The sequence below is a fragment of the Marinitoga arctica genome, assembly GCF_054657315.1.
The window spans coordinates 74,831-99,904 of record NZ_BAAHYY010000005.1 but is presented as its reverse complement, the minus strand read 5'-3'; the positions used below and the strand labels follow the sequence as shown (position 1 = coordinate 99,904).

Annotated in this window: 27 protein-coding genes and 1 tRNA gene; 16 read left to right on the top strand and 12 right to left on the bottom strand. The window is 27.0% G+C overall.

The genetic code is table 11. The annotated features are described in order from the left end of the window. Positions 1 to 386: 386 nt before the first annotated feature. Genes ffh through lepB form a run of 8 tightly spaced genes read left to right on the top strand, consistent with a single transcriptional unit; the run spans position 387 to position 5,466 of the window. Positions 387 to 1,718, top strand: coding sequence for a signal recognition particle protein (gene ffh, locus ACYQ44_RS02850; RefSeq protein WP_459995076.1), 1,332 nt, complete (start codon positions 387 to 389; stop codon positions 1,716 to 1,718). A 47-nt stretch (positions 1,719 to 1,765) separates the two neighbouring features. Beyond that, positions 1,766 to 2,041, top strand: coding sequence for a 30S ribosomal protein S16 (rpsP, locus tag ACYQ44_RS02845; protein ID WP_459995075.1), 276 nt, complete (start codon positions 1,766 to 1,768; stop codon positions 2,039 to 2,041). A gap of 17 nt (positions 2,042 to 2,058) precedes the next feature. Next, positions 2,059 to 2,289: a KH domain-containing protein gene (locus tag ACYQ44_RS02840; RefSeq protein ID WP_459995074.1), complete on the top strand. Its 231-nt coding sequence runs from the start codon at positions 2,059 to 2,061 to the stop codon at positions 2,287 to 2,289. A 4-nt stretch (positions 2,290 to 2,293) separates the two neighbouring features. Continuing rightward, positions 2,294 to 2,860, top strand: a complete 567-nt coding sequence (rimM, locus tag ACYQ44_RS02835; RefSeq protein WP_459995071.1) for a ribosome maturation factor RimM — start codon at positions 2,294 to 2,296, stop codon at positions 2,858 to 2,860. After that, positions 2,832 to 3,596 (top strand): tRNA (guanosine(37)-N1)-methyltransferase TrmD, encoded by a 765-nt coding sequence (trmD, locus tag ACYQ44_RS02830; RefSeq protein ID WP_459995070.1) that lies wholly within the window; start codon positions 2,832 to 2,834, stop codon positions 3,594 to 3,596. Before rimM ends, trmD begins: the two co-directional genes overlap by 29 nt. Then, positions 3,586 to 4,149, top strand: coding sequence for an RNA methyltransferase (locus tag ACYQ44_RS02825; protein WP_459995068.1), 564 nt, complete (start codon positions 3,586 to 3,588; stop codon positions 4,147 to 4,149). Before trmD ends, ACYQ44_RS02825 begins: the two co-directional genes overlap by 11 nt. Positions 4,150 to 4,183: 34 nt before the next feature. Next, the gene (rplS, locus tag ACYQ44_RS02820; protein WP_459995067.1) at positions 4,184 to 4,531 is read left to right on the top strand and encodes a 50S ribosomal protein L19; all 348 of its coding nucleotides are present in this window, start codon (positions 4,184 to 4,186) and stop codon (positions 4,529 to 4,531) included. A 2-nt stretch (positions 4,532 to 4,533) separates the two neighbouring features. Next, positions 4,534 to 5,466 (top strand): signal peptidase I, encoded by a 933-nt coding sequence (lepB, locus tag ACYQ44_RS02815; RefSeq protein ID WP_459995065.1) that lies wholly within the window; start codon positions 4,534 to 4,536, stop codon positions 5,464 to 5,466. Between the two features lie 35 nt (positions 5,467 to 5,501). Here lepB and ACYQ44_RS02810 read toward each other — a convergent pair. Further along, positions 5,502 to 5,590, bottom strand: a tRNA-Ser gene (locus ACYQ44_RS02810). A 35-nt stretch (positions 5,591 to 5,625) separates the two neighbouring features. On the opposite strand from ACYQ44_RS02810, the gene rsmG reads away from it, so the two are divergent. From rsmG to ACYQ44_RS02775, 7 genes are all read left to right on the top strand, one after another. Next, positions 5,626 to 6,330 (top strand): 16S rRNA (guanine(527)-N(7))-methyltransferase RsmG, encoded by a 705-nt coding sequence (rsmG, locus tag ACYQ44_RS02805; RefSeq protein ID WP_459995064.1) that lies wholly within the window; start codon positions 5,626 to 5,628, stop codon positions 6,328 to 6,330. After that, positions 6,330 to 7,112: a lipoate--protein ligase family protein gene (locus tag ACYQ44_RS02800; RefSeq protein ID WP_459995062.1), complete on the top strand. Its 783-nt coding sequence runs from the start codon at positions 6,330 to 6,332 to the stop codon at positions 7,110 to 7,112. The genes rsmG and ACYQ44_RS02800 overlap by 1 nt, the downstream gene beginning before the upstream one ends. A 129-nt stretch (positions 7,113 to 7,241) precedes the next feature. Beyond that, positions 7,242 to 8,384 carry a type III PLP-dependent enzyme gene (locus ACYQ44_RS02795; RefSeq protein ID WP_459995060.1) on the top strand — a complete coding sequence of 381 codons (1,143 nt, stop codon included), beginning with the start codon at positions 7,242 to 7,244 and terminating at the stop codon, positions 8,382 to 8,384. A gap of 87 nt (positions 8,385 to 8,471) precedes the next feature. Further along, a complete protein-coding gene (locus ACYQ44_RS02790; RefSeq protein ID WP_459995059.1) occupies positions 8,472 to 9,743 on the top strand; it encodes a transcription antitermination factor NusB in 1,272 nt (423 codons plus the stop codon). Positions 9,744 to 9,760: 17 nt separating this feature from the next. Next, the gene (locus ACYQ44_RS02785) at positions 9,761 to 10,747 is read left to right on the top strand and encodes an asparaginase (RefSeq protein WP_459995058.1); all 987 of its coding nucleotides are present in this window, start codon (positions 9,761 to 9,763) and stop codon (positions 10,745 to 10,747) included. Between the two features lies 1 nt (position 10,748). Beyond that, positions 10,749 to 11,762 (top strand): AI-2E family transporter, encoded by a 1,014-nt coding sequence (locus tag ACYQ44_RS02780; RefSeq protein WP_459995056.1) that lies wholly within the window; start codon positions 10,749 to 10,751, stop codon positions 11,760 to 11,762. Between the two features lies 1 nt (position 11,763). Next, entirely contained in the window at positions 11,764 to 13,137 is a 1,374-nt protein-coding gene (locus tag ACYQ44_RS02775; protein WP_459995055.1) for a tetratricopeptide repeat protein, read from the top strand. Here ACYQ44_RS02775 and ACYQ44_RS02770 read toward each other — a convergent pair. Further along, entirely contained in the window at positions 13,119 to 13,658 is a 540-nt protein-coding gene (locus ACYQ44_RS02770) for a metal-dependent hydrolase (protein ID WP_459995053.1), read from the bottom strand. The genes ACYQ44_RS02775 and ACYQ44_RS02770 overlap by 19 nt on opposite strands. A 28-nt stretch (positions 13,659 to 13,686) precedes the next feature. Here ACYQ44_RS02770 and tsaB point away from each other — a divergent pair, with 28 nt between their 5' ends. Then, a complete protein-coding gene (gene tsaB / locus ACYQ44_RS02765; RefSeq protein WP_459995052.1) occupies positions 13,687 to 14,364 on the top strand; it encodes a tRNA (adenosine(37)-N6)-threonylcarbamoyltransferase complex dimerization subunit type 1 TsaB in 678 nt (225 codons plus the stop codon). A gap of 15 nt (positions 14,365 to 14,379) precedes the next feature. On the opposite strand, the gene ACYQ44_RS02760 is transcribed toward tsaB, so the two are convergent. The 10 genes from ACYQ44_RS02760 to ACYQ44_RS02715 form a co-directional block, all read right to left on the bottom strand. Next, a complete protein-coding gene (locus ACYQ44_RS02760) occupies positions 14,380 to 14,613 on the bottom strand; it encodes a carbon storage regulator (protein WP_459995050.1) in 234 nt (77 codons plus the stop codon). 1 nt (position 14,614) lies between these two features. Continuing rightward, on the bottom strand, positions 14,615 to 15,595 hold the full coding sequence (gene fliW, locus ACYQ44_RS02755; protein WP_459995049.1) for a flagellar assembly protein FliW: 981 nt from the start codon (positions 15,593 to 15,595) through the stop codon (positions 14,615 to 14,617). A gap of 13 nt (positions 15,596 to 15,608) precedes the next feature. Beyond that, a complete protein-coding gene (flgL, locus tag ACYQ44_RS02750; protein WP_459995047.1) occupies positions 15,609 to 16,505 on the bottom strand; it encodes a flagellar hook-associated protein FlgL in 897 nt (298 codons plus the stop codon). A gap of 4 nt (positions 16,506 to 16,509) precedes the next feature. Continuing rightward, positions 16,510 to 19,434 carry a flagellar hook-associated protein FlgK gene (gene flgK, locus ACYQ44_RS02745; RefSeq protein ID WP_459995045.1) on the bottom strand — a complete coding sequence of 975 codons (2,925 nt, stop codon included), beginning with the start codon at positions 19,432 to 19,434 and terminating at the stop codon, positions 16,510 to 16,512. A gap of 9 nt (positions 19,435 to 19,443) precedes the next feature. Then, positions 19,444 to 19,926, bottom strand: a complete 483-nt coding sequence (gene flgN, locus ACYQ44_RS02740; protein ID WP_459995044.1) for a flagellar export chaperone FlgN — start codon at positions 19,924 to 19,926, stop codon at positions 19,444 to 19,446. A 1-nt stretch (position 19,927) separates the two neighbouring features. After that, positions 19,928 to 20,218, bottom strand: a complete 291-nt coding sequence (gene flgM / locus ACYQ44_RS02735; protein ID WP_459995042.1) for a flagellar biosynthesis anti-sigma factor FlgM — start codon at positions 20,216 to 20,218, stop codon at positions 19,928 to 19,930. A 78-nt stretch (positions 20,219 to 20,296) separates the two neighbouring features. After that, the gene (gene pheT, locus ACYQ44_RS02730) at positions 20,297 to 22,657 is read right to left on the bottom strand and encodes a phenylalanine--tRNA ligase subunit beta (protein ID WP_459995041.1); all 2,361 of its coding nucleotides are present in this window, start codon (positions 22,655 to 22,657) and stop codon (positions 20,297 to 20,299) included. A 13-nt stretch (positions 22,658 to 22,670) separates the two neighbouring features. Next, entirely contained in the window at positions 22,671 to 23,687 is a 1,017-nt protein-coding gene (gene pheS / locus ACYQ44_RS02725) for a phenylalanine--tRNA ligase subunit alpha (protein WP_459995039.1), read from the bottom strand. Further along, on the bottom strand, positions 23,668 to 24,477 hold the full coding sequence (locus ACYQ44_RS02720; protein WP_459995038.1) for a hypothetical protein: 810 nt from the start codon (positions 24,475 to 24,477) through the stop codon (positions 23,668 to 23,670). Before ACYQ44_RS02720 ends, pheS begins: the two co-directional genes overlap by 20 nt. A gap of 4 nt (positions 24,478 to 24,481) precedes the next feature. Then, positions 24,482 to 25,066 (bottom strand): hypothetical protein, encoded by a 585-nt coding sequence (locus tag ACYQ44_RS02715; RefSeq protein WP_459995037.1) that lies wholly within the window; start codon positions 25,064 to 25,066, stop codon positions 24,482 to 24,484. Positions 25,067 to 25,074: the final 8 nt, after the last annotated feature.

Genomic DNA, 25,074 nt, shown 5'->3' with positions numbered 1-25,074 from the left:
GATATAACCTATGTAAGAACAATTACGGAAATATGATATTTTTGAGATTTATAATTAAAGTTTGATTAGTTGTACTTTTTGGACATGGGATTGTTTTTTATCTGTGCATATATGATATATTTTGTAAATTCTACGTTGAGAATGAATTAAATTTTTCTTTCTATTACCGCAATCAAATTGTAACTTTAAATTTTCCACCTTCTCACATTTTGTTCAATAGAATTCATGAAAAAAAAGAATTTTTATAGTATACTAGATTTGTATTTTTATGTTAATTCATTAAAACTCGATAAAAAGAGGTTCTATGTACAGATTGTAGTATAATATTTATTACTATAATCTGAGTGTGTTTTGTTTTATTATTATTCCTCACCGGAGGTGCTACAGTGTTTGACAATATACAAAAAAAATTATCAAAAGCTTTTAAAACATTAAAAGGCCAAGGAAAATTATCTGAAAAAAATATAAAAGCTGCTGTTCGAGAAGTAAAAATGTCTTTATTAGAAGCAGACGTAAATTACAAAGTAGTAAAAGACTTTGTTAATAACGTTACAGAAAAGGCTCTTGGAAAAGAGGTATTAGAAAGTTTAACACCTGATCAGGAATTCATAAGAATAGTAAGGGATGAGTTAATTAAATTAATGGGTGGAGATGAAAAACCTCAATTAAATATTTCAAAAAGACCTGGTTACATTATGTTAGTTGGATTGCAAGGGAGCGGTAAAACTACTCATGCTGCTAAGTTAGCAAATTATTTCAAAAAGCAAGGTAAGGCTCCTTTATTAGTTGCTGCTGATACTTATAGACCTGCAGCTATTGATCAGTTAATTCAATTAGGTAATCAAATTGGAGTTCCTGTATTTACTGGTGATAGAAAAAATGCTGTTAAAATAGTTAAAGAGGCAATGGAATATGCAGAAAAACTAGTTCACGATATTGTCATTCTTGATACAGCTGGTAGATTACATATAGATGATGATATGATGAAAGAATTAGAAGAAATTAAAAAACTTGTTCAGCCTGAAGAAATTTTAATGGTTGTAGACGCCATGATAGGTCAGGATGCAGTTAATTCAGCAAAAGAGTTCAATAATAGATTAGAATTAAGTGGATTTATAGTTTCAAAACTTGATGGTGATGCCCGTGGTGGTGTTATTATCTCTATAAGACAGGTTACAAAAAAACCTATTAAATTTGTTGGAATAGGTGAAAAGGTTAGCGATCTAGAGCTTTTCCATCCGGATAGATATGCTAGTAGAATTTTAGGGATGGGGGACGTTTTATCTCTTATTGAAAAAGTTGAATCTGAAATTGATAAGCAAAAAGCCGAGGAATCAGCAAATAAATTCCTAGAGGGGAAATTTGATTTCAATGATTTCCTAGAACAAATAAAACAAATAAAAAAACTTGGTCCATTATCAAAAATTTTAGAAATGATACCGGGTGTACCCAAAGATGCTATAGACGTAAACAAAAGTGAAGCAGAATTGAAAAAAATAGAAGCTATAATTAGTTCGATGACCAAAGAAGAAAGAAAAAAGCCCCGTATATTAAATTATTCAAGAAAACAAAGAATTGCAAAAGGTAGCGGAACTACTTTACAAGATATAAACAAATTAATTAAATCATATGAACAAATGAAAAAAATGATGAAACAAGTTAAAAAGATGAAAAACAAAAAATCTTTATTTGGAAAAATGCCATTTGGTGGATTATAATAACGAAATTAAATAAAACTAAAATTTTTAGGAGGTGTATTATTAACATGGTAAAAATTAGATTAAACAGAATGGGAAGAAGACACAGACCTTTTTATAGGATTGTAGTAGTTGATTCAAGAGAAAAAAGAAGTGGTAAATACATAGAATCATTAGGTTTCTACGATCCACTAAGAGAAAACGATACATTCCAAGTTAATGTTGAAAAAGCTGTAGAATGGATCTTAAAAGGTGCACAACCTACAGACACAGCACGAGATATTTTATCTAAAGCTGGTGTTATGAAAAAAGTTCACGAAATTAAATTTACAAAAAAAGCTTAATGCCAGGAGGCATATAAATGAAAGATTTATTAGAAAATATTATTAAAGGTATAGTTAAAAATCCAGATTCTGTAAACATCATTGAACAAGTTAATAATGAAGAAATTATTTTTGAAATTCATGTTGATCCACAAGATGTTGGTCAAATTATAGGTAAAGATGGTAGAACTATAAAATCTATAAACACATTATTAACTGCAGCTAAAAAAGATGAAAATACAAAATTTTTATTAAAGGTAATTAGGTGATAAGATGAAGAGGTTAGACGACCTCTTGAAAGATAGGGTAGCAATAGGTAAGCTCTCAAATACTCATGGGTTAGAAGGAGAACTTAAACTTTTTCCATTAACTAATGAAAAAGATATTTTTTATAATTTAACCGATGTTTTACTCTATAATCCGAAAACAAAAAGATTTTTATACGCAAAAATTAATTCTATCCGTAAAGCAAACAAATTGTATATAATCAAAATAGATGGTGTAGAAAATATTTCAACAGCACAACGATATAAAGACTTTATTATTTATATTTCAAAAGATAGTTTGCCAGTTCTTGATAAAGATGAATTTTATTATTTTCAGATGCTTGGTAAAAAAGTATTTTATGATGATGGAACATATATTGGCAAAATTACAGATATATTAGAAACTGGTGCAAATGAAGTACTGATCATTGAAAAAGAAATAGATAGATTTAATAAGTCAGAAATACTATATCCTTTAATAAGGAAAAATATTGTTAAATTCAGTAAAGAAGAAGAAAATATGGTTGTTAAGAGATTGGAATGGTATGATGATGAAACCGAAGATAGAGATTGATGTAGTTACTATATTTCCAGAAATGTTTGAAGCCATTACAAATTATGGGGTTTTATCAAGAGCTATTAAAAAAAATATAGTTTCTTTTAAATCACATAATTTAAGAGACTATACAAAAGATAAACACAGGGTTACCGACCTTTATGCCTATGGTGGTGGTCCAGGAATGGTAATGAAACCTGAACCATTTTTTGAGTTTTATGATAATTATTTAGAAACCAGAAAAAGAAAACCTTATGTGATAATTACATCACCTCAAGGAAAAACTTTTAAATCTTCTGACGCAGAAAAATTAGCAAAAAAGGAAAATCTTGTATTTTTTTGTGGAAGATACGAAGGAATTGATGAAAGAGTTATGTCTATAGTTGATGAAGAATTTTCTATAGGTGATTTTGTTGTTACCGGTGGCGAATTACCTTCTATGATAATGATTGATGCTTTGTGTAGGTTTATCCCAGGAGTTGTTGGGGATATCGATAGCGTAAAAAATGATTCATTTTATAATCAATTACTCGACCATCCTCATTATACTAAGCCAAAAGAATATAGAGGAATGAAGGTACCGGAAGTTTTACTGAGTGGGAATCATAAAAAAATAGAAGAATATAGAAAGAAAGAAAGCATATTGAGAACTATATTAAAACGTCCAGATTTATTCATAAAACATGAGTTAGATGAGTTTGAAAAAAAAGTGATTGTCAATATAATCAGGGAGCTGATTTTAAATGAGAAATAATGTTTATGTCGCTTTAATTCATTATCCAATATTAGGTAGGGAAGAACAAATTATATCAACAGCTATTACTAATTTAGATATTCACGATATCTCAAGATCATCTAGAACTTATAATATAAAAAATTATTATATTGTATCAAATCTCCCTGCTCAACAACAAATAGTTAAAAATGTGCTAAAATATTGGACGGAAGGATTTGGAAAAGAATACAATCCGAATAGACATGATGCCTTATCTATAGCAAAATTAAAGCCTTATTTAGAAGATGTTTTAGAAGACATTGAAAAAATAGAGGGGAAAAAAACAAAATTAATTTTTACATCTGCAAAAATTAGAGAAAGAACAAAAAGTTTTGAAGAAATTAGTAAAATAATTATAGAAAACGATGATCCACATTTAATCTTATTCGGTACAGGTTGGGGAATGCCTGAAGAAATAAGATTAATTTGTGATTACGAATTAGAGCCTATCAGAGGAAATGCAGAATTTAATCATTTATCAGTTAGAGCGGCAGTTGCAATAACTTTAGATAGGTTATTTGGAGAAAAATAATATATAATAAAAATATTCTCAAGGAGGGTTTAACATGGATCAATATATTAGAGCCATTGAAAAAGATTATGTGAGAGAAGACATCCCAGAATTCAGACCTGGTGATACAGTAAGAGTTCACGTTAAAGTTGTAGAAGGCGGAAGAGAAAGAGTTCAAGCTTATGAAGGTATTGTTATAAAAATAAGAGGTGGCGGTTTAGGTAAAACATTTACAGTAAGAAGAATTGGAGCTAATGGTATCGGTGTTGAAAGAATATTCCCTGTTCACTCCCCATCAATTGAAAAAATTCAAGTTGTAAGAAAAGGTAAAGTAAGAAGAGCAAAACTTTATTATTTAAGAAATGTAAGAGGTAAGATTAAGATCAAGGAGAGAAGGGACTGATCTTGCCTAAAAATATAAAGTCTAAAATAAAAAGAGAAACATACGAATGGATAAACGCTCTTATTTACGCTATAATTTTTGGAACGATTATTAGACTTTTTGTATTTGAAACAATGATGGTTCCAACACCTTCTATGGTACCAACCATTCAGGTGTTGGACCGTTTGTTTATTGAAAAAATTACTTATGATTATTCTAAACCCCAAATTGGAGATATTATAGTATTTTGGACCCCATTTGTAGATTCAAATGCTCAAAAACAACTAGGAGCATTTGATAAATTTATGGATTTTTTTGCACCAAAAGAATTTGATGGTCATGTTAAATATGTAAAAAGATTAGTTGGAACTCCAGGTGATACTATAGAACTAGTTCCAGACAATAAAATATGGGATAAAATAAAAAATGAAAAGGATTTTGAAATCCCTTATTGGCTTAAAAAAATTATTGATTACTATGGTGATATTGATAAAATTCCACAAAGTATCAAAAATTCCGTAGCTCAATTATATGTAAATGGAAAAATACCAGAAGGATTTGAAGATAGATATTATTATATTGATGGAATATTTGCCTCAAAAGATTATTATAAATATATGGCTTACCCTGAAAAATATAGTAGTGATATTTATAGAACTTATAATGAAATTAGAAAACCTATGTTTGATTTAGGAGCTTTTAGATACTATAACAAAACATTGAATTATACTGAGTATTATGAAAAATATCTTTCAAATTTAGATTTAAATAATGTTTTTATTGAGAATAACGGTAGAATAAAAATTGTTTTACCTGAAGGATTCTATTTCTTTATGGGAGATAATACTACAGAAAGTTTTGATAGTAGATATTTTGGTATAGTTCCTGAAAAGAATATTATAGGGAAACCTTTTTTAAGAATTTGGCCATATAATAGATTTGGTTCTGTAAAATAAACCAAAAACCGCCCTGAGTCGGGCGGTTTAAATATTGGCGGAGACGGTGGGACTCGAACCCACACGGGGCGTCAACCCCATCGGTTTTCAAGACCGACGCCTTAGCCAATTAGGCTACGTCTCCGAGGAGTATTATATCATATTAGGAGGTACTTGTCAATGAATTTTTTGTTGAGACTTCTTAAAAAATATGAAATTTACTTGAACGAAATTTCATACAATCAGTTGAATTCCTTTATTGAATTAATAATAAATTACCCTGTTAACTTAACTGCAATAAAAGAATATGAATTAGCTTCTAAATCATTAATTTTAGATAGTATTTTTCCTTTCTTAAAATTCACAAAACTACAAGAAGGAACTAATTTTATAGATATAGGAACTGGTGGCGGTATTCCTGGTATTCCTTTATCTATAATTTTTCCTGAAATAAATTTTACTTTATTAGACAGTATTGAAAAGAAAATAAAAGCTGTTAACTTTTTCGCAGAAAAATTAAACTTACAAAATATTCAAACTGTAAATGATAGAGTTGAAGTATTTTCAAAAAAAATGATGGAATCATATTATTATGCAACGGCAAAAGCTGTTTCAAGAAGTGATGTATTATTAGAATATGCTGCTCCCCTTTTAAAAATAAATGGAATATTATTTTTATATAAAGGGCCAACTTATAAATCTGAAGAAAGAGATTATTTATTTAATGCTGTAGAAAAAATAAATTTCAAGATAGAAGCTGAACATCATTATAAATTATTTGATAAAGACAGATATTTTATTGTATTAAGAAAAATTGATAAAACACCTTCATGTTTTCCAAGAAAAATAGGAATGGCATTAAAAAAACCGTTGGGAGGTATTTGATGATACGTCTTATAATAGATACTTATCACATGGGATCTTGGAATATGGCTTGTGATTTAGCTATTTCAAAACATGTAGGGAAAGGGTTTCAACCTACAACTATTAGGTTATATGGATGGACTTTACCTACTCTCTCATTAGGAAAATTTCAAAAATTAGAGGATATCGACTTAGAATACTTAAAAATAAATAATATAGATATTGTTAGAAGGCCCACTGGTGGAAGAGCTGTGTTACATCATAAAGAAATAACTTATCTTTTTTCTGCACCTACAAATCATCCATTATTACCTAAAAGTGTTATCGGAAGCTATAAAGTAATTTCTGAAGCACTTATAGAAAGCTTGAAACATTTAAAAATAAATTGCGATGTTGAAAAAAATAAAAATAAACACTTGAATACTCCTGCATGTTATGATTCACCTTCTATATATGAAATTACTATTGATAAGAAAAAGTTTATTGGAAGCGCTCAATATAGAAATGATCATTATATCTTACAACATGGGTCTATTCCAATAAATTTTCCTTTGAATAGTTATGTAAATAGCTTTAATTTATCATCAGAGAAAAAGAATATATTACTTAATCATCTTAAAAATAAAGTTATTGATGTAAATTCAGTATTGAAAAGAGAAATCTCTTTCAATGAAATGGCTGATGCTATAAAAAAAGGATTTGGTAAAGTTTTTAAGGAAGAGGTAATTATAGGTGAGTATTCTAATTCCGAATGCGAATTAGCCAAAAAACTTGTAGAAAGGTTTGAAGTTGACAACATATAATGAAATCCTACATAGGATTTCATTATTTTAATACAAAATGCTCTTTTTGTTAAACAAAAATGTTAGTATTAGTAACATTTGTGGTTTATCATACTTCCATAATAATCAACCTTACTGGGAGGGAAAAAAATGGAGGTAAATAATTTAATCAGGGAAGCAGCAAGAAAATTAGAAACTCCTTTTTTAGTTTTAGATATTGAACAGGTTAAAAAAAATTATATTAGATTAAAAGAATCGATGAAAAATGTAGAAATTTTTTATGCTGTAAAAGCCAATTCTCATATTGAAATATTAAAAGCCTTAAAAGATTTGGGATCTTCCTTTGATGTAGCTTCTGTTGGTGAAATAAATAAACTTTTATCTCTCGGAGTAAGTCCTAAAAAAATGAGTTTTGGTAATCCTATAAAAAAAGAAAAAGATATTGCCTATGCATGGGAAGTTGGAATTGAATATTTTTCTGTTGATAGTGAAATGGAAGTTGAAAAAGTTGCTAGAAATGCTCCAGGTTCAAAAGTTTATGCAAGAATAGCTACCAGCTCTTCTGATAGCGATTGGCCTTTATCTGGAAAGTTTGGAACTGATATTGATCATGTTATTTCGATATTAAATTGGGCAAATAAACATGGGTTAAAACCTTTTGGTGTTAGCTTTCATGTTGGATCTCAATCATATAATAAATATAAATGGCAAGAAGCTATTCTTGAAGCTAGCGTCGTGTTTAATAAATTATTAAAAAACGGAATTGAATTAAAAATGCTTAATCTTGGAGGCGGCATTCCTGTACAACATACAAAACCAATTCCAACCGTTGAAGAAATAGGAAAAGTTGTAGATGACTCTATAAATGAATATCTTTGGAAACACAAAAACCTGATGATTATTACAGAACCAGGAAGATCTATGGTTGGTGATGCTGGAATATTAGTATCTAAAGTTATTTTAAAGAGTAGAAAAGGCTCTAAAAAATGGATTTATCTTGATGTTGGAGTGTTCCATGGTTTAATGGAAACAATAGAAAATTTCCAATATGAAATACAATTTGAAGGGAAAAATTATGATAACACAGATGTCTTTACTTTGGCAGGACCAACTTGTGATAGTGTGGATACTATTTATGAAGATCATATTTTACCGGCTGATATAGATTACAATGATATTGTATACTTTATTAACGCTGGTGCATATACAGTTGAATATGCTGCACATTTTAATGGTATTGAACCACCTAAAGTATATACTATGGAGGAATTAAAAGAAATTTTACATAGATAATATATGAGAGCCCACATGGGCTCTTTTCTTTTCAATATTATTTTTTGTAATATACCTCTGATATAATAATAAAAAGAGGTGATTTAGATGATTAGGAAAGATGCTTATTTATTATTAAGAGAATTTGACAAAAAACATTATATTCCCCAAAAATCATTTGAATATTTTAATAAAATATATTCTAATCAAGATATGGCTCTATTAAAAAATTTGGTATGGGGAACAATTAGGAACCTAGTAAAAATAGATTTTTATTTAAAAAAATTAATCAAAAATTATAAGAATACCCCCCCTGCTTCAAAATGGATATTGAGATTAGGTGCTTATCAGATCCTTAATAATTTTAAACCATATGTTGCTGTTAATGAAACTGTGAAAGTTGCAAAAAATAGAAAGATTAGAGGTTTTGTAAATGCTACTCTAAAAAACCTTTTGACAAAAAAAGATGAAATACAATTACCACAATGGGCTGAATATTCTGTGCCAAAATGGCTATATGATTATATGCTTGAGTCTTTTCCAGAAGAATATGTTTTACACTTTCTGAAGAAAAGTAATTCAATTAACCCCCTTACTTTAAGAACAAATACTTTAAAAAATACTAGAAAAGAATTATTTGAAAAATTAAATAATAATTTTGATATAGAATATTCTTCCCATTCTCCTTTGGGAATTATTATAAAAAATCCAAAATCACCAATTGAAGTCACTGATCTTTATAAAGATGGAATGTTTTATATACAGCATGAAAGTTCTCAAATAATTCCTTTAATATTAAATCCCAGACCTGGTGAAAAAGTTTTGGATATGTGTGCTGCTCCAGGTGGAAAAACAACTGAATTAGCTCAAATAATGGAAAACACTGGGAAAATAGTAGCCTTAGATATTGATATAGATAGATTAGAATTGATTGAACATAATGCCAATAGATTAGGGATAAATATTATAAAAACAAAATTAATCTCTGGTATTGAATATAATGGGGAAAAATATGATAAAATACTAATTGATGCTCCTTGTACTTCATTAGGAACATCTTCAATACACCCTGAAGTCTTACATAGAGTAACAAAAAGAGATTTTAATATTTATTCTAAAATCCAGAAGCAATTATTAGACAATGCAATTAATAATTTAATAAAAGAAAAGGGCTCTATTGTATATTCAACTTGTACTATTTCAAAAGAAGAAAATACATTAAATATGAAATATATAGCTGAAAAATATAATAAAATTAGCTTTGAAAATATTGATTTAGATAGATTTGGAATAAAAAATTACTTTGACGGTTTTGGTTATTACTTTTATCCGGATGAAACATTAATTCCTTTTTATGTGGCAAAAATAAAAATTAATTAAAAAGAAAGGGGATAAATATGGGAAAAATAGCAATTATAACAACCGGTGGTACTATAGCAATGGTTCATGATCCATTACTTGGAGTTATCCCTTCTGAAGAACGGAATAAACATTTAAATGATATTCCAGAATTACGAAATATTGCAGAAACTGAATTAATTGAATTTACAAATATTCCAAGTCCTCATATGACCCCAAAGATTATGTTTAAACTCTCAAAATTTGTAAAAGAAATTATTTCTAAAGAAAATATTGATGGTGTGGTTATTACACATGGAACTGACACATTAGAAGAAACTGCTTATTTTTTAGATCTTGTTTTAAATGAAGATAAACCTATTGTTTTAACAGCTGCAATGAAAAATTGGAATGAACCAAGTACTGACGGCCCTGCAAACTTAATTTCATCAGTAAGAGTTGCTTCATCTAGGAAAGCACATAACAAAGGTGTATTAGTATGCTTAAATGATGAAATACACTCTGCTAGAGAGGTAACAAAAACTTATACAAGCAATGTTGCTACTTTTGATTCGCCAGGTTATGGGCCTTTGGGAATAGTTGATGAGGATGCTATAATATTTTACCGAGAATCTCTTTTAAGAATGCATATTGATGCAATAGATGTTGAAGATAAAGTTGCTTTAATAAAAACTTACACTGGCGATGATGGTTCTATTTTGAACGTATTACCTGATTTAGGATTTAAAGGTGTTGTCGTTGAAGGTTTTGGAAGAGGAAATGTCCCACCAAAAGTAGCAGATAAAATAGAATGGCTTATCAAAGAAAAAAATATCCCTGTCATTGTAGTTTCAAGATGTTTTAAAGGTCGAGTCCTTGGTGTTTATGGTTATCATGGCGGTGGAGCGGATCTAAAAAACAAAGGTGCCATTTTAGGTAATGAAGTTTCTGGCCAAAAAGCGAGAATTAAATTAACTGTAGCTTTAGGTGTTACAAATAATATAGAAGAATTAAGAAAATTTTTTGAATTTAATGGAGTTGATTAAAATGAGGCTAAGCCCAAATTTAAGAGGCGCTTTATTTTCAGCTATATATTTTCTTTTGTTTATTAGCATAGCTTTTGTTTCTAGAGATGTTTTTACTATTATAATTTTCACACTAGGTTTTGTTTTAGCTATTAATTTAATAGCTAAGGGATTGCATCGATTAAAAATACCATTTAAAATCGCTATTATTATTTCGCTTATTTCTTCATTATTCTTTCTTTATCTTTTGCTTATATTGTTAATACCAACAGTTATAAAAGAAATAAGTAATTTTATACTATTTTTAAATGATTTTTTTCAAAAAGCTCAATGGAAAATTTTATTAAAAAATCAACCAGAGAATATTGTTAATAACATAGATAATGTAATGAATTCACTTCAACCTAGGATTATAGAATTACTTTCAAGTTTTATTGAGTTAATACCAACATACGGTCAAAAAGCGTTTACATTTTTGTTTTTTTTGACTATTGGTAGTATTTACTCTAGTTTTTATTTTGATTATTTTAAATCCAAATTACAATATCTTTATCCAAAATCGCTAAGAAAAACTGCTAATATTTTTTACGATGAAACGTTTAATCAGATAGAACATTATGTTGTTGCTACATTATTTGCCTCAGCATTTGTAGGAGTTTCAGCATTTTTAGCTATGTCATTTTTAGGTATAAAGTATCAATTATTATTAAGTTTTTGGGCAGCTGTAACAAATTTTATTCCTGTTATCGGTGTTATACTAGAATTTATTCCTATGATAATTGTTGGGGTTTCTAGTGGAATTTCAACCATGTTAATATTTTTGCTTATTATGGTAATAATTCATGGAATTGCTTTTATTATTTTTATTTCCATTATGAAAGATTATGGAAGAATTAATCCCGTAATAACCATATTTTCTTTATTAATCCTTGGTTCTATTATAAGTCTTACGGGTGCTTTAATAGCTGTTCCAACAGCTATGATAATAAAAGTATTTTGGGGAGTTTATATAAAACCTGAGCTTGAAAGGAGCTAAGATGAAGAAAATTTTTATATTAATAATAATTCTAGTAAATATTTTATCTTTTTCTATAACCACAGATGAAATACGAAACTTATCAAAAATACCAAATACTTTAGATCAGGCATGGGGTGAATTCGTAAAATATATTTCAAGAAACCCTGATGATCCATCTATTGGTATTTTAGGCGAAATATTATCAGCAAAAAAATATTTCGCTGAGAAATATAAAAATGCTCCTTTTTTTGAATCTTTAATAGAAGAGAATTTTAGTAAATTTTGTAATTCACTAGGATTATATAATAATTTTTTAAGCGAAAATGAAACTCAGCTTATATTAAAAATATTTCCTCAAATCCCTCTAATTATAAAAAGAATTTTAGAAACTGGTATTATTGAACAAAATTCATGTAAATATTTATATAAACTAAATGGTTTAGAAAAATATATATCTCCTTTCACATATCAAGGCTTTTTACAAATTTTTGTAGATAAATCTATAAAATCCCCTGTATTCCTAGATAATGATATGGAAAAATTTGTTTTTAAATTTGTTCCAAAATCTAAAGTAAAAGAAATAAATTATATATTAAGTAATTCTTCATATTTTTTAGATGAAAATAATTATTTAGGTGCCTTTAAATTGTTAGATTTTCTAAAAAGAGGTGGAATTATAACTTCTGAAGAATTACAAAATTATACTTTGCTAAAAAAATATTTTGATCTTAAAACAAAAATAGGAGAATTATCTTCAAATATATATATTGTGGGCCCTGATAACTTAGAAGAATTTACTTCAAATATTTTAAATATAACGAATGAGGTTTTGGACCTAAGCATAGAACATAACACTTTATATACTTTATTATTAGGAATAATAAAAACAATTAGAATTAGAATTGAAAGTTCCAATAAAATAATATTTAACAATATTCCAGAAAATCTAGATAATTTAATAAAAAAGGCTCCTGATCCCCTTAATAAAGAGCTTATGGAATTAAAAAAAATTATATCTGATTCTTCTTTGAATAATAAAATACAGACCAAAAATAATGCAGCTACAGATGTTTCAACAATTTCAAATACTTCCTCTAAATCAAATAATAACTTTATATTTTATGTTTTTAGTATAATAATATTATTATTGTTACTTGTTTTATTTATACCTTATTTTATTTCTTCACATAAAGGTGTTGAATTTTATATGAAATTAAAAATGTATAAAATTGCTCTAAAAATGGCTGAAAATTTACTGATTAAAAATCCCAATGATTACAAAACATATATTTTAATGGCCAGAATATTTGAAGAATTAGATGAAATTGAACAATCAATGATGGCATATAAAATGGCATATCAAAAAAGAAAATCTCAAGATTTAAAAAAGTAATCTAAAAATAAGTGTACACAAAATCCTATTGTTAATGATAATCCTAAAAATAATGCTTCAAAACTAAAAGTATAATAATTGTTCACTTTAAGAAAATAAACAATTATTCCAAATAAAATTCCTGTAAAAAGGCTATGCCATTTACCTCTGTGTTTTGTCATATTATTGAATAATATTCCTATTATTCCTCCAATAATTATTCCAAAAATTATATATAATGTTTTTATTATATATAATTTCAAATGTAAAAAAGAAAGAAAATCAAAATATCTTCTTATTTTAAATACCATAAATATACCTAATCCAACCAACAATATTCTAAAAAGCTTATTTATAAATGAAAAATTATGATCTATATCTGGCAAATCTGCTCCCAAAAGAAAAAAGAAAAAAGAAATTAATATAATTGACTCTGATGGGTAAAATTCGGTATTTAAAATATCCATAATAAATGAATATAATAAAAAATATATTGGATAAAATAAAACTCCACTTATTATATGTGTTTTAAAGTTTGGCATTGAAATTCTCCTTTCAGGTGGTGATATTTTGAATATCCTCGGTATTGATGCTTCTAACAAAGGTGTTTTAGTCGTATTAAAAACAAGTCAAGGTTTTTTTTATAAAGAAAATTTTGAAAAAAACTCCGGTAGCTTTATTATTTCTTTAATTGATGAAATATTAAAAGAAAATAATATAATCATAGATGAAATTGATTTATTTGGTTGTTCTATAGGGCCAGGTTCTTTTACTGGAATTAGAATCTCGATTGCTTCTTTACAAGGACTTCTTTTTAACAAAAATAAGAAAGTTGTTCCTGTAATTTCAACTGAAATTTTATTTAATAGTTATAATGGACCATTTAAAAAAGATAAAATTGCTGTTTTAAAAAGAGCTCGTATTGATGCAGCTTATGTACATGTATTCAAAAATGAACAAACTATTTTTCCACCTAATTTAGTTTTTATAGATAATCTAAAAGATGTTATTCAAAATTCATATTTACTTGGTGAAGAAAGTATATATTTCAAAGATAAATTAAATTTAAAAAATAATATTTTGAAAACTGAGTATTCTATAAAGTCTTTTATAGAATATATTGAAAAAAATAAAAATAAAGCCATTCCAGCTAAAAATCTTAAAATTTTATATCTTCAAAAACCTTTGGCAGTAGAAAATTTTGAAGGAAAATATAATTTAAAAATAGATAAAGATATTTATAATTAAAAATAGCCCAAAGGGCTATTTTTTTTCAAATAATTTTTTTACATGAGATACATCTTTAACCTGTGTAGCAGAAATATTTTCTTTCATTATACTTTCATAAACTTCTTCTCTATATATTTTAAATTCCTTAGGTCCATCAAATCCCAATTTAATAGCATTCCCTTCTATAGATAAAATTTTTAAGTTTAATACCTTATCATCTACCATTACAATTATGCCTTCATTATTTTTCCTAGATAATACTAACATATTATGCACCCCTCTCTTTATCAGGGGTTTGTTTTTTCATAATTTCATCACTTCTTTTTATTTCTTCTTTTACATTATGTTTTAAATGATATTTTTCATTTTCTAATATTATCTGAATCCCCTTATTATTTTTCTTTGAAATTAATAAAGGTGCTTTTAAATTAACTGTAATATTATCTGGTTCATTATGAGGAATTGTCATTATTGCAAATATCTTTACATCATCTGGTTTTTCAATTTCTAAGTATTTTACTACATCTTTTGATATATCAAATGTGTAATCAATTCTGACTAACAATGGATCGATTATAGGAAATGATATATCAGGATCTTCAAGTGAGAGTAGCCATTGAATAGGAAATGTTTCCTTTAAAAAATGAATATAGAATTTTTTTAAATGTTCAAATCCTGGAATCCCATTTTCAAAATTTACTATTTCGCTATTTGCAATTTCTAATTCTCCAAATTTTGTTTGATATTTTTTCTTATCTTGTGAAAATTTGGATACTTCCATTATCTGTTTTTCTAATATCTTCTGGCTAATAATTACTTCATCTTTTATATTGTGTTTTGTTTCATATTCAGCATTTTCCAAAATAAATTGAATACCTTTGTTTGTTTTTTTAGAAATAATTAACGGTGCCTTTAAATTAACTGTAGCATTTTCTGGATTTTCATGAGGAATAGTCATTACTGCAAATACAGCCGCATCTTCCGAATTTTCCACTCCTAATTTATTAACTATTTTTTCAGAAATTTGAACTTGATAATCCACTTTTATCAATTTTGGTTCTATTATCGGTAAAGAAACTAGTTCATCTTCTAAAGATAATAACCACATTATAGGATATGTTTCTTTTAATGTGAGAATAACAAATTTTTTTAAATGTTCAAATCCTGGAATTCCTTCTTCAAATAAAATAATTTCATTATCATCTACTTCTATTTCTCCAATTCGCGTTTTATAATTTCTTAATGCCACTTTTAATTCCTCCCTATCTAATAAAATCCACAAGGGATTGTGGTAGTATTTGTGCGGTAGTTTTCAATGCTGCTTGTAATGTTGTTTGTTCCAATGATAGATCGCTTAAAGCTTTTGTTAAGTCAGTTCCAACTAATTCATTAATTATATCTGTATTATTATCAATCACTTTTTCAAACCTTTTTTCCATAGATTCTAACATATTATCGACACTTCCAACTCTTGCAAGATTCACATTAACTTTATTTAAAATGTTATCTAAAGATCCTAAATCTCTTTCAATATCATCATCTGTTCCATTTTCAACAGAGTTTATAAGCCTATCTAAAATTCCAAATACTGTTTCTCCTGAATCCGTTTTGAATACATCATATACTGTCACTCCATATTCAATATCTATATGTTCAATAGGCAATCTAGCTCTAATATTAGCTTCTTGTGGAGTATTTATTATTATGGATTCATTTTCTTTTTCTACTGGAGGAACATTAGTTTTTGCTCCACCAAAAATATATTTACCCCCAATTTGCGTATTTGCTAGTTTATATAAATGTTCTTTTAGCTGTTTTAATTCAAGAGCTATATGATGTTTATCCTCAATCGTTTGAGTATCATTTGCTGCTTGAATTGTTAATTCCTTTATTCTATGATTTACATTTTGCATTTCTTGCAATGCTGTATCATAATATACCATAACAGATCTTGTGTTTTTTATATCTTCAATATACTCATTTAATAATCTATTCCTGCTCATTAAATAACTAGATTTACCTGCATTTACTGGATCATCTGAAGGTTTTTTTATTCTTTTACCTGTTGTTATTTGTTCACTTAATTCTTCTCTTTTTAGCATTGAATTCCTAATATTTTTTAATGCATTATTAGCTATCATACTTTGAGTAATTCTCATATTATCACCTCATCAATCCATTGATAATCCTATCTAACATACCATCAACAACATTAATTACTTTTGCCGCAGCATTAAATGCCTGTTGATATTTAATCATATTTGCCATTTCTTCATCTAAAGATACACCCTTTACACTTTCTCTTTGATTTAGATATTCTGTCCTTAAACTATCACTATTTATTTCCATTCTCTTAGCTTTTTCACCCGTTAATCCTACATCTGTAATCATATCTGTTATATAATCTTCAAAATCCTGGCGTCCATCTGAAAATATTTTTGAACTCTTTAACATATATCCTTTTTCCCATAATGTTGATGAATGTTCTCCGCTTGGAATTAGTGTATCAATATCTCCATCATTATCACTGTCAATCATTTTACCCAAATCCATTCCTAACATATCCGGATTGCTTAATAGATAGTCTTTTACTTTAAGATTTTTTGCAATACTAATTTCATCTGATAAGATAAATTTTGATGTGTATTTTAATTTTTCTTCATATGTTTGCGATGTATAATTTGGATTTAATAATGTAAAATTTTCAGAATATGGCTGTGTTGCATCTTCATGTTTCCATAAGCCTAAAAATTCAAAGATTTTTTCAGGTCCCTTTATTTCAACGTTTTTTAAATCATAATCAAGTGTCTTATCTGCTTTTAAAACAAATCTTCCACCCGGTGTATAAAACGCTATTACTCCTGTATTTGTTTCATTTATTTTTTCGGCTAAACTTTCCAAAGTATCTCTATGAAAATCTATTTGAATTTTTTTCCCTTGTATCGTCATAAAAGAACCAAAATCTAAAAAATCCATCCTCCATTTTAAATCCTCGTCAGATTTCAAAGTTAATTTTGCATCTTGAGAATTTATCGCCCAACCTTGATTAATTAATTTGGTTGCCGCTGAATTTTCATCATAATAAAAATTATTAGTTTTTATTACATCAGATCCAACTTTTATTTCTATATTATCAATATTATTCCAACTAAATGTGCTATTATCCGCTCCCGGTAATATTTCAAATTCTTCTCCATTTTGAATTATTTGAAATTCGCCATTTGAACCTATTATACTATTGTTCAATAAAGATTTTTGTATTGTTGTTGTATATTGTGGTGTTGAATCTTTATAATTTATAGTAATATTAATATTATCAGTTAACGCATATTCTGATAAATCAAAACTTTTTGTTTTATATGCATATAATCCAAAAGAATTTTTCAAAGAATTTTGTGATGAGTCTAAAACTGATAATTCGACACTATTAGAATTCATTTCATGCAACATACCTTTTGGATCATCAATAATGATATTTTTCATATCCAAATAGGATTTTTCTGTCGGAACTAAATATAGCTCATTATTCCTCACAAAAGCTCTTACTAATTTTAAACCTCCGTCATTATTACCATCACCATTAGCATCAATATTAATTCTTTGAGCTATTTCATTTAATGAAGTAACTCCCTGTAAATTCAGCGTCTCTGAATAATTCCCTGGTCCCTTAAATGTCATTATTCCCTGAGTATTTGATGACGGTATTTTTGACCATTTTAATGCAGAAATATCTTTTGATGGAATTCCTAGTTGTTTAAAAATATTTCTATTAAAATCTATTATCAATCTATTATCCAAAGATTCTCCACCTTCATTAGCAAAGGTTAATAATCCACCATTTTGAACATTATACTTATAATTAAAGTTTCCTCTAAATTTATTCCCTAAATTTAGATTATTTAAAGATTCTCCTGAATTAATGGTCGCTGTATAATCGCCTATATCTTCAAATCCATTTTCTATATTTATTAATTCACCTGTCCCAACATCAAAATTAAGTTTTATATTATCAATTGTATTATAATTAAAAATTTTTTGACTATCTACATAATTTTTAGGTTCTCCACTTAACATTATATTTCCAGCTATTCTTCTTAATTTACCTGATTCAATATTACTTGAACCAATATTATCAAAAAAATTCATTCCTCTTATTGTTCCTGTTAAATCAAAACCTTCTTCGTGAATCATATTTAACGTATCATAAAAGGTTGCTGCTAATTCGTTTAATCTTTTTAATTGCTCTTCAATTACATTGTCTCTTAATTCTATTGTTGCACCTAAAGCACCTTTTTCAATTTCAAGTACTCCTTTATCAATATATACATATTCTTTTCCATCTATTTTTTTTGTGTCTAATTTTTTATATATTTCACCATTTAATATCTCATGATTTTTTATAATTAAGCTTATTTGTCCATCTTTTTTTTCTCTAACAGTAAAATTAATATTTTCAGATAATTCATCTAAAATGGTATCTCTTTTATCTAATAAATCATTAGCTTCAATATTTTGAAATTTTAATTCCTTTATTTGTTTATTCAAATCAGCCAACTCAACTAATTTTGAGTTTATATCTTTAACTATCGTTTTTACATCATTATTCAAGTTTTCCTGGACACCTTCAATGTCAGTATACAAACTGTTCATTTTATTTGAAAGTTCTTGCGCTTTGAAAATTAATTCCCTTTTATTCTCTGGCACAGTTGGTTCAGATAAAATTTTGTGAATAGAACTCCAAAATTCATCAAAAGATTGTCTAAAACCATCTTCTGATGGTTCACCATATAATGATTGTATATAATTTAAATTTCTATTCATAGTTTTCCAATATCCATAATTACTATTATACTTTCTATATTGTATGTCTAAAAATTGGTCCCGAACTCTTTTGATTGATTCAATTTTAGATCCAGTTCCTAATTCAAACCCACCCAAATTTAATGTGGTATTTGTAGTCATATTAATTTCTCTTCTTGAATAATTCGGATTATTTACATTTGCAATATTTTGAGAAGTTGAATTCATTGCCATCTTACTAGAAAATAACCCAGAAACTCCTGTGTTTAACGTATTAAATAATGACATTTTATCACCTCAACCTTGCCAGTTTATTTTGCTTTGATCTGTTGATTGCTTTTTTATACCTGTTCTGTTATAAACTGGCACATTGTTTTTAGGTTCCATAAACAGCTTTATTAATATATCGTTGTATTCGAGTTTAGCCTTTAACAAATCTCTTAAAACCTTATTCATAGAAGATACGTCAACAAACTTAGAAGATAATTCACGAAGCATTTTATACAGTTCAGGATCTTCATTTTTAAATAAATTAATAAAATCTTCTAAATTATTTTTTATATTTTTTCTCTCTGAGATATCTTTAAATATTTCTATTCTTTCTTTTTCAATTTTGGATAATTTTAATGCATTTTCACTTATTTTAGATATAAAAGAATTTAATGATGCTATTTCATCATTATTTAAAATGGCGTTTTTTAACTTTTCTAGATAATAAAAAAGATCCACGAGGATACTTAACTCCTCGTGGATTATTTGTTTTATATTAATATCTGGCATTTTAGAAACCTCCAAGCATTTTTTCAGCTATTTTTTCTGCATCAATTTTATATAACCCTTTTTCAATGGCCTGGCGCATCTCTTCCACGAGGTTTTCCCTGATTTCAGGAATTTTTTCCCTGGCCATTTCTATATATTTTTTTGATGAGCCATCTACAGAAACTTTTACAGGAGAATTGTCCTGTTTTATTATTCTACTCTCATTGGAGGTTTTCCCTATTTTATTTTCTTTTTTTATCGTTTCATTTTTTATGTATTGTTTATACGCTCCACTTAATTTATTTATATCCATTTCAAGCACCTCCATAATAAATAAAGAATCCCTTCACATATATTATCGTCTATAAATAGCCAGATATTAATATTTTTTTTAAATTCTTACCTGAATACCTAATTCTTTTTCCAACATATTTATCGTTTTTTCAGATATTTTATTTATTTCGTCATCAGTTAATGTTCTATCTTTAGCTCTATAAGTTACTGTTATTGTAATGCTTGTTTTTCCTTCTTCTATATTTTTACCCTTATAAACATCAAATACCTTTATTTCTTCAACTAATTTTTTCCCTACTTTTAAGATGATATTTTTTATATCAAAATATGTTATTTTATCATCCACCAACATAGAATAGTCTCTTCGCATTGAAGGATAATCTAATGGTAAAATATTTTTTTTCTTATAATTTTTCAAATTATACATTTTTTCTAAATCAATTTCTGCTATATAAACTGGCTGATTAATATCATAAATATCTTTTGATATATCACTATCAATTTTACCAATAAATCCTAATTCTACATTATTTACATAAATTTTTGCTGTCTGAGAATACGACATACCTTTTATTTTTTCTCTTTTAAATTCAGCATTTATACCAAAATAATCTAACAAATTATCCAAAGCACCTTTAAAAGTATAGAAATTTACTGATCTTTTATCGGTATAATCATAAGGATTTTCTTCTCCAATACTTACAAATGATAATTTTTCTATTTCTTTAACTTTAGTTTCTGAATTTTCATCTTTCAAAAAACTTTTTCCTATTTCAAATAATTTTATATTTCTACTTTGATTTCTAAAATTATAAGAAGCTGATTCTAATATTCCATAAACAAGCAATGGTCTCATTGTTCCAAGTTCTGAAGAAATTGGATTTGATAAAAATACTTCCCCTTTTTTCATCCACATTCTTGAATTATCCATAAATGCAAATGTAAATGCTTCATTATAACCATTTAAACGCATTACTTCAGAAACTTTTTCTCTAAATTTAATATAATCAGAAATTTCTCCTATTAAATTATGTTTTGGTAAATTTGACGGAATGTTATGATAACCATATATTCTTCCAATTTCCTCTACAAGGTCTATTTCTTCTACTATATCTGGTCTATATGTTGGAATAACTACCTCGAAACCTTCTCCGACTTTTTTATTTTCAAAACCTAATTTATCTAGTATTTTTTTTATTTCATTTTCTTCTATAATAACTCCTAATCTTTCATTCACATAATTGGATCTAACAAAAATTTTCTTTGGCTCAATACGCTCAGGATAAACATCTGTCATTGCTGATGCTACTTTTCCATTTGCTAACTCTTTAATTAAATATGCTAATCTTCCCATTACAAATTCAACATCATTGGGATCCACACCTCTTTCAAATCTGTAAGAAGAATCGGAAGAAATTTTATGATATCTTGCACTTTTTCTTATGTTTACAGGATCAAAATATGCTACTTCTAATAACACCCTTTTCGTATTCTCATTAATACCAGAATTTTGGCCTCCCATTATACCTCCGAGAGCTAATATTTTTTTTCCATCTGTAATTAATGTTTCACTTCCATTCATTTCGTATTCTTTTTCATCTAATAATTCAACTTTTTCTCCTTTATTTGCTTTTCTAACTACAATTTTATTCCCAATTAAATCCATATCAAAAGCATGAACCGGATGCCCTGTTTCTAATAATACATAATTTGTAATGTCTACTATGTTATTAATACTTCTTATACCTGCAGTAGCCAATTTTTTTACTAACCATGTTGGTGAAGGTTTAATTTCCACATCTTCCATCACTAAAGCAGCGTATCTCTTACACCCTTCGTATTCAATAAATACAGGAAATCCCTCTCCTTTTTCTATATTTAAAATTTCAGGATACCCTAAATTTTCTGCAGCATTTATTGCAATAAATTCTTTTGCTACGCCTAAATAAGATAATAAATCTGGTCTGTTAGGAAAAATTTCTATATCAATAATCTCATCTTTTAATTTTATATATTCTATAAAATCTGTTCCTGGTTTTACTTCATCTGGAATTTTATAAACATATTCTGATTTTTCTTCTAATCCAATTTCTTCTAAAGAACACAACATTCCTTCTGACATAATGCCTCTCATTTTTCTGGATTTTATCTTAAAATTACCCGCTAATACAGCCCCATCCATAGCCACAGGAACTAAATCATTTATCTTTACTGATTTATCAGCAGTTAATATTTGTAGTATTTTATCTCCTACATCTATTTTACATATAACTATTTTATCTGCATTTGGATGATCTTCGATTTCTAATATTTTACCGACAACAATACCTTTTATATCTTTTCCAAATTTTTCTACCCTCTCTACATTAGTAGAATGTAATTTTATTTTATTTACTAAATTATCGGTATCATCTTTTAAATCAATATATTCTGAAATCCAATTTCTCGATATATTCACTACTATTCCTCCCTTATAATCCTAAAAATCTCATATCATTTCTATATAATTCTCTCATATCTGAAATTCCATATTTTAGCATTGCTATTCTTTCTACTCCTGTTCCAAAAGCAAATCCTTGCCATTTTTCAGGATTATATCCAACATTCTTTAATACATTTGGATGAACTAATCCAGCACCTAATATTTCAATCCATCCAGTTCCTTTACATACATTGCACCCTTTACCTCCACAGAACATACAATCGACATCGACTTCATATCCTGGTTCAACAAAAGGAAAATAACTAGGTCTCAATAATACTTTTCTTGCACCACCAAAATACATAGCTAAAAATCTTTCCAGTGTTGCCTTTAAATGTCCCACTGTAACATTTTTATCTATGTATAACCCCTCTATTTGATTAAAGGCAGGTGAATGCGTAGCATCTTGTTCATCCTTTCTATATACTCTACCCGGTGAAATGATAGCTAAAGGCGGTTCGTTGTTTAACATTGTTCTTACTTGAACAGGTGAAGTATGTGTTCTTAATATAATATTATCCTCTATATAAAAGGTATCTTGCATATCCCTTGCTGGATGCCATTCAGGTGTATTTAAAGCATCAAAATTATTCCATGTTGTTTCTATTTCTGGACCTTCTACAATTTTATATCCCATATTAGAAAAAATATCATAAACTTCCCTAATTGTTTGTTTTATTACATGTTCATAACCTATTTTTCTTTTTGCACCTGGTAAAGTTATATCTACCCAATTTTTCTTTTCCTCTTCTTCTTTCATTTTTTCCTTTAAGTTCAAAAAAGCTTCTTCTAAAATAATTTCTACTTCTTTTTTTATGCTATTTACAAAAGCTCCAAATTCTTTTCTTTTTTCTTTTTCTATTTTTGAAATTTGCTTCATCAAATTCGATATTTCACCTTTTTTGCCAAGGAATTTAGATTTCAACACTTGAAATTCCTGAATATTTTTTACTTCATTTATTTTTTCTTTCAAATCTTTCAAAATTCTATCTCTTATATCGATCAATTTTCTTTTCCTCCTTAACTTTAATTGTTTTATCAGAAAAAATTTCTATATAATTAAATATAAAGTTTAATAAAATAAGAAAAATTAAACCAATAGAAATAAACTTTACATCTATATAAAAAAGACCTATTATAAAAAAAAACATATACCATAAAAAATTTATAAAAAAACTTCTAAAAGGTGATGCAGCTAAAATTGCACTTAATGCTAAAATAATATATGGATATATCACTCTTGAATTCTTAAATAACAATACAGAAATAATAAAAAACGAACCTATAATAAATGAAAAAAGAATAAAATTTTTTAAAATATGTTTATAATAATGGAGTAAAAATAATTTAAAATTTCTACTATCAAACACTGTATACAATCTTCCGGATATAAAAACTACAGAAAAAAATATCAATCCAACCAATTTTATGTAAAAGCTATAAATATCTGGTGCTTTTAAATTTTGCCTTTCAATAAAATAAGGTCTTACTATTTTATTTAGCTTTATAGACACATCATATAAAAATATTTTTATATCTTTTAATACAAGATCAAAATAATTGCTGTTTCTTGGTAAATATACTTTTAAAATATCTCCCTCTAAAACTAAGACTGCTTTAGCACGAATCGGAAATTCTTTAGCTAACTTTAAATTTTTGTTTTCAATAGGGAAAGAACCATAATATAAGTATGGCTCTTTTTGAAAGATATAATTAAATATTATTTGGGAAAGCACTAAAAAAATTGTAAATGATATAATCAATATTATTAATATAGAAAATTTATTTATATTCATGCTATTACCTCAAATTCAAAACCTTTTTCTTGAATATTAATGGTAAAAAATGCCCTTCAATTTCATCTAATTTTTCAATTTCTTCCATTGTATCAAATCTTTTTAGGAAAGCACCTTCTTCAAAAGGAATTTGATTCCCATTTTCATCTATTACTTTATCGCATATAGCTTCCAACAATTCTTTAGAATCTGTTATTATCAAAAAATTTTCATCTGAAAAACTATTATCTATTATTTTTTTTATTTCAAATATTTTATATATATTTAAATTTTCATCTTTTTCAGATAATACGATTATTTTTCTATTTTCAGATTTTGATTTTAATATTTTTAAAATATCTTTATTATTCCATAAATTAGGTGAAACAATATGAAAAATTCTTCTACTAAAATAAGATAAATTCTCTGCATCTATACCTTCTAAAATATACTCCTCTGTATATTTTTTAGGTTTAATTATTATTTTTAACAAATTATTCAAAAATTTATGTGGATTTTTAGTATATATTCCAACTTTTTCTTTTAATACAATTTCAATATTTGGAAACTCAATTCTAGAATTAACTATTTTCAGCATAACATCTGACACAATCTCAT

Excerpts from the sequence above, each read along its gene's own strand:
- rpsP (WP_459995075.1), top strand. The coding sequence starts at position 1,766 with ATGGTAAAAATTAGATTAAACAGAATGGGAAGAAGACACAGACCTTTT.
- ACYQ44_RS02840 (WP_459995074.1), top strand. The coding sequence starts at position 2,059 with ATGAAAGATTTATTAGAAAATATTATTAAAGGTATAGTTAAAAATCCA.
- rimM (WP_459995071.1), top strand. The coding sequence starts at position 2,294 with ATGAAGAGGTTAGACGACCTCTTGAAAGATAGGGTAGCAATAGGTAAG.
- trmD (WP_459995070.1), top strand. The coding sequence starts at position 2,832 with ATGATGATGAAACCGAAGATAGAGATTGATGTAGTTACTATATTTCCA.
- ACYQ44_RS02825 (WP_459995068.1), top strand. The coding sequence starts at position 3,586 with ATGAGAAATAATGTTTATGTCGCTTTAATTCATTATCCAATATTAGGT.
- rplS (WP_459995067.1), top strand. The coding sequence starts at position 4,184 with ATGGATCAATATATTAGAGCCATTGAAAAAGATTATGTGAGAGAAGAC.
- rsmG (WP_459995064.1), top strand. The coding sequence starts at position 5,626 with ATGAATTTTTTGTTGAGACTTCTTAAAAAATATGAAATTTACTTGAAC.
- ACYQ44_RS02800 (WP_459995062.1), top strand. The coding sequence starts at position 6,330 with ATGATACGTCTTATAATAGATACTTATCACATGGGATCTTGGAATATG.
- ACYQ44_RS02795 (WP_459995060.1), top strand. The coding sequence starts at position 7,242 with ATGGAGGTAAATAATTTAATCAGGGAAGCAGCAAGAAAATTAGAAACT.
- ACYQ44_RS02790 (WP_459995059.1), top strand. The coding sequence starts at position 8,472 with ATGATTAGGAAAGATGCTTATTTATTATTAAGAGAATTTGACAAAAAA.
- ACYQ44_RS02785 (WP_459995058.1), top strand. The coding sequence starts at position 9,761 with ATGGGAAAAATAGCAATTATAACAACCGGTGGTACTATAGCAATGGTT.
- ACYQ44_RS02780 (WP_459995056.1), top strand. The coding sequence starts at position 10,749 with ATGAGGCTAAGCCCAAATTTAAGAGGCGCTTTATTTTCAGCTATATAT.
- ACYQ44_RS02775 (WP_459995055.1), top strand. The coding sequence starts at position 11,764 with ATGAAGAAAATTTTTATATTAATAATAATTCTAGTAAATATTTTATCT.
- ACYQ44_RS02770 (WP_459995053.1), bottom strand. The coding sequence starts at position 13,658 with ATGCCAAACTTTAAAACACATATAATAAGTGGAGTTTTATTTTATCCA.
- ACYQ44_RS02760 (WP_459995050.1), bottom strand. The coding sequence starts at position 14,613 with ATGTTAGTATTATCTAGGAAAAATAATGAAGGCATAATTGTAATGGTA.
- flgL (WP_459995047.1), bottom strand. The coding sequence starts at position 16,505 with ATGAGAATTACTCAAAGTATGATAGCTAATAATGCATTAAAAAATATT.
- flgK (WP_459995045.1), bottom strand. The coding sequence starts at position 19,434 with ATGTCATTATTTAATACGTTAAACACAGGAGTTTCTGGGTTATTTTCT.
- flgN (WP_459995044.1), bottom strand. The coding sequence starts at position 19,926 with ATGCCAGATATTAATATAAAACAAATAATCCACGAGGAGTTAAGTATC.
- flgM (WP_459995042.1), bottom strand. The coding sequence starts at position 20,218 with ATGGATATAAATAAATTAAGTGGAGCGTATAAACAATACATAAAAAAT.
- ACYQ44_RS02720 (WP_459995038.1), bottom strand. The coding sequence starts at position 24,477 with ATGAATATAAATAAATTTTCTATATTAATAATATTGATTATATCATTT.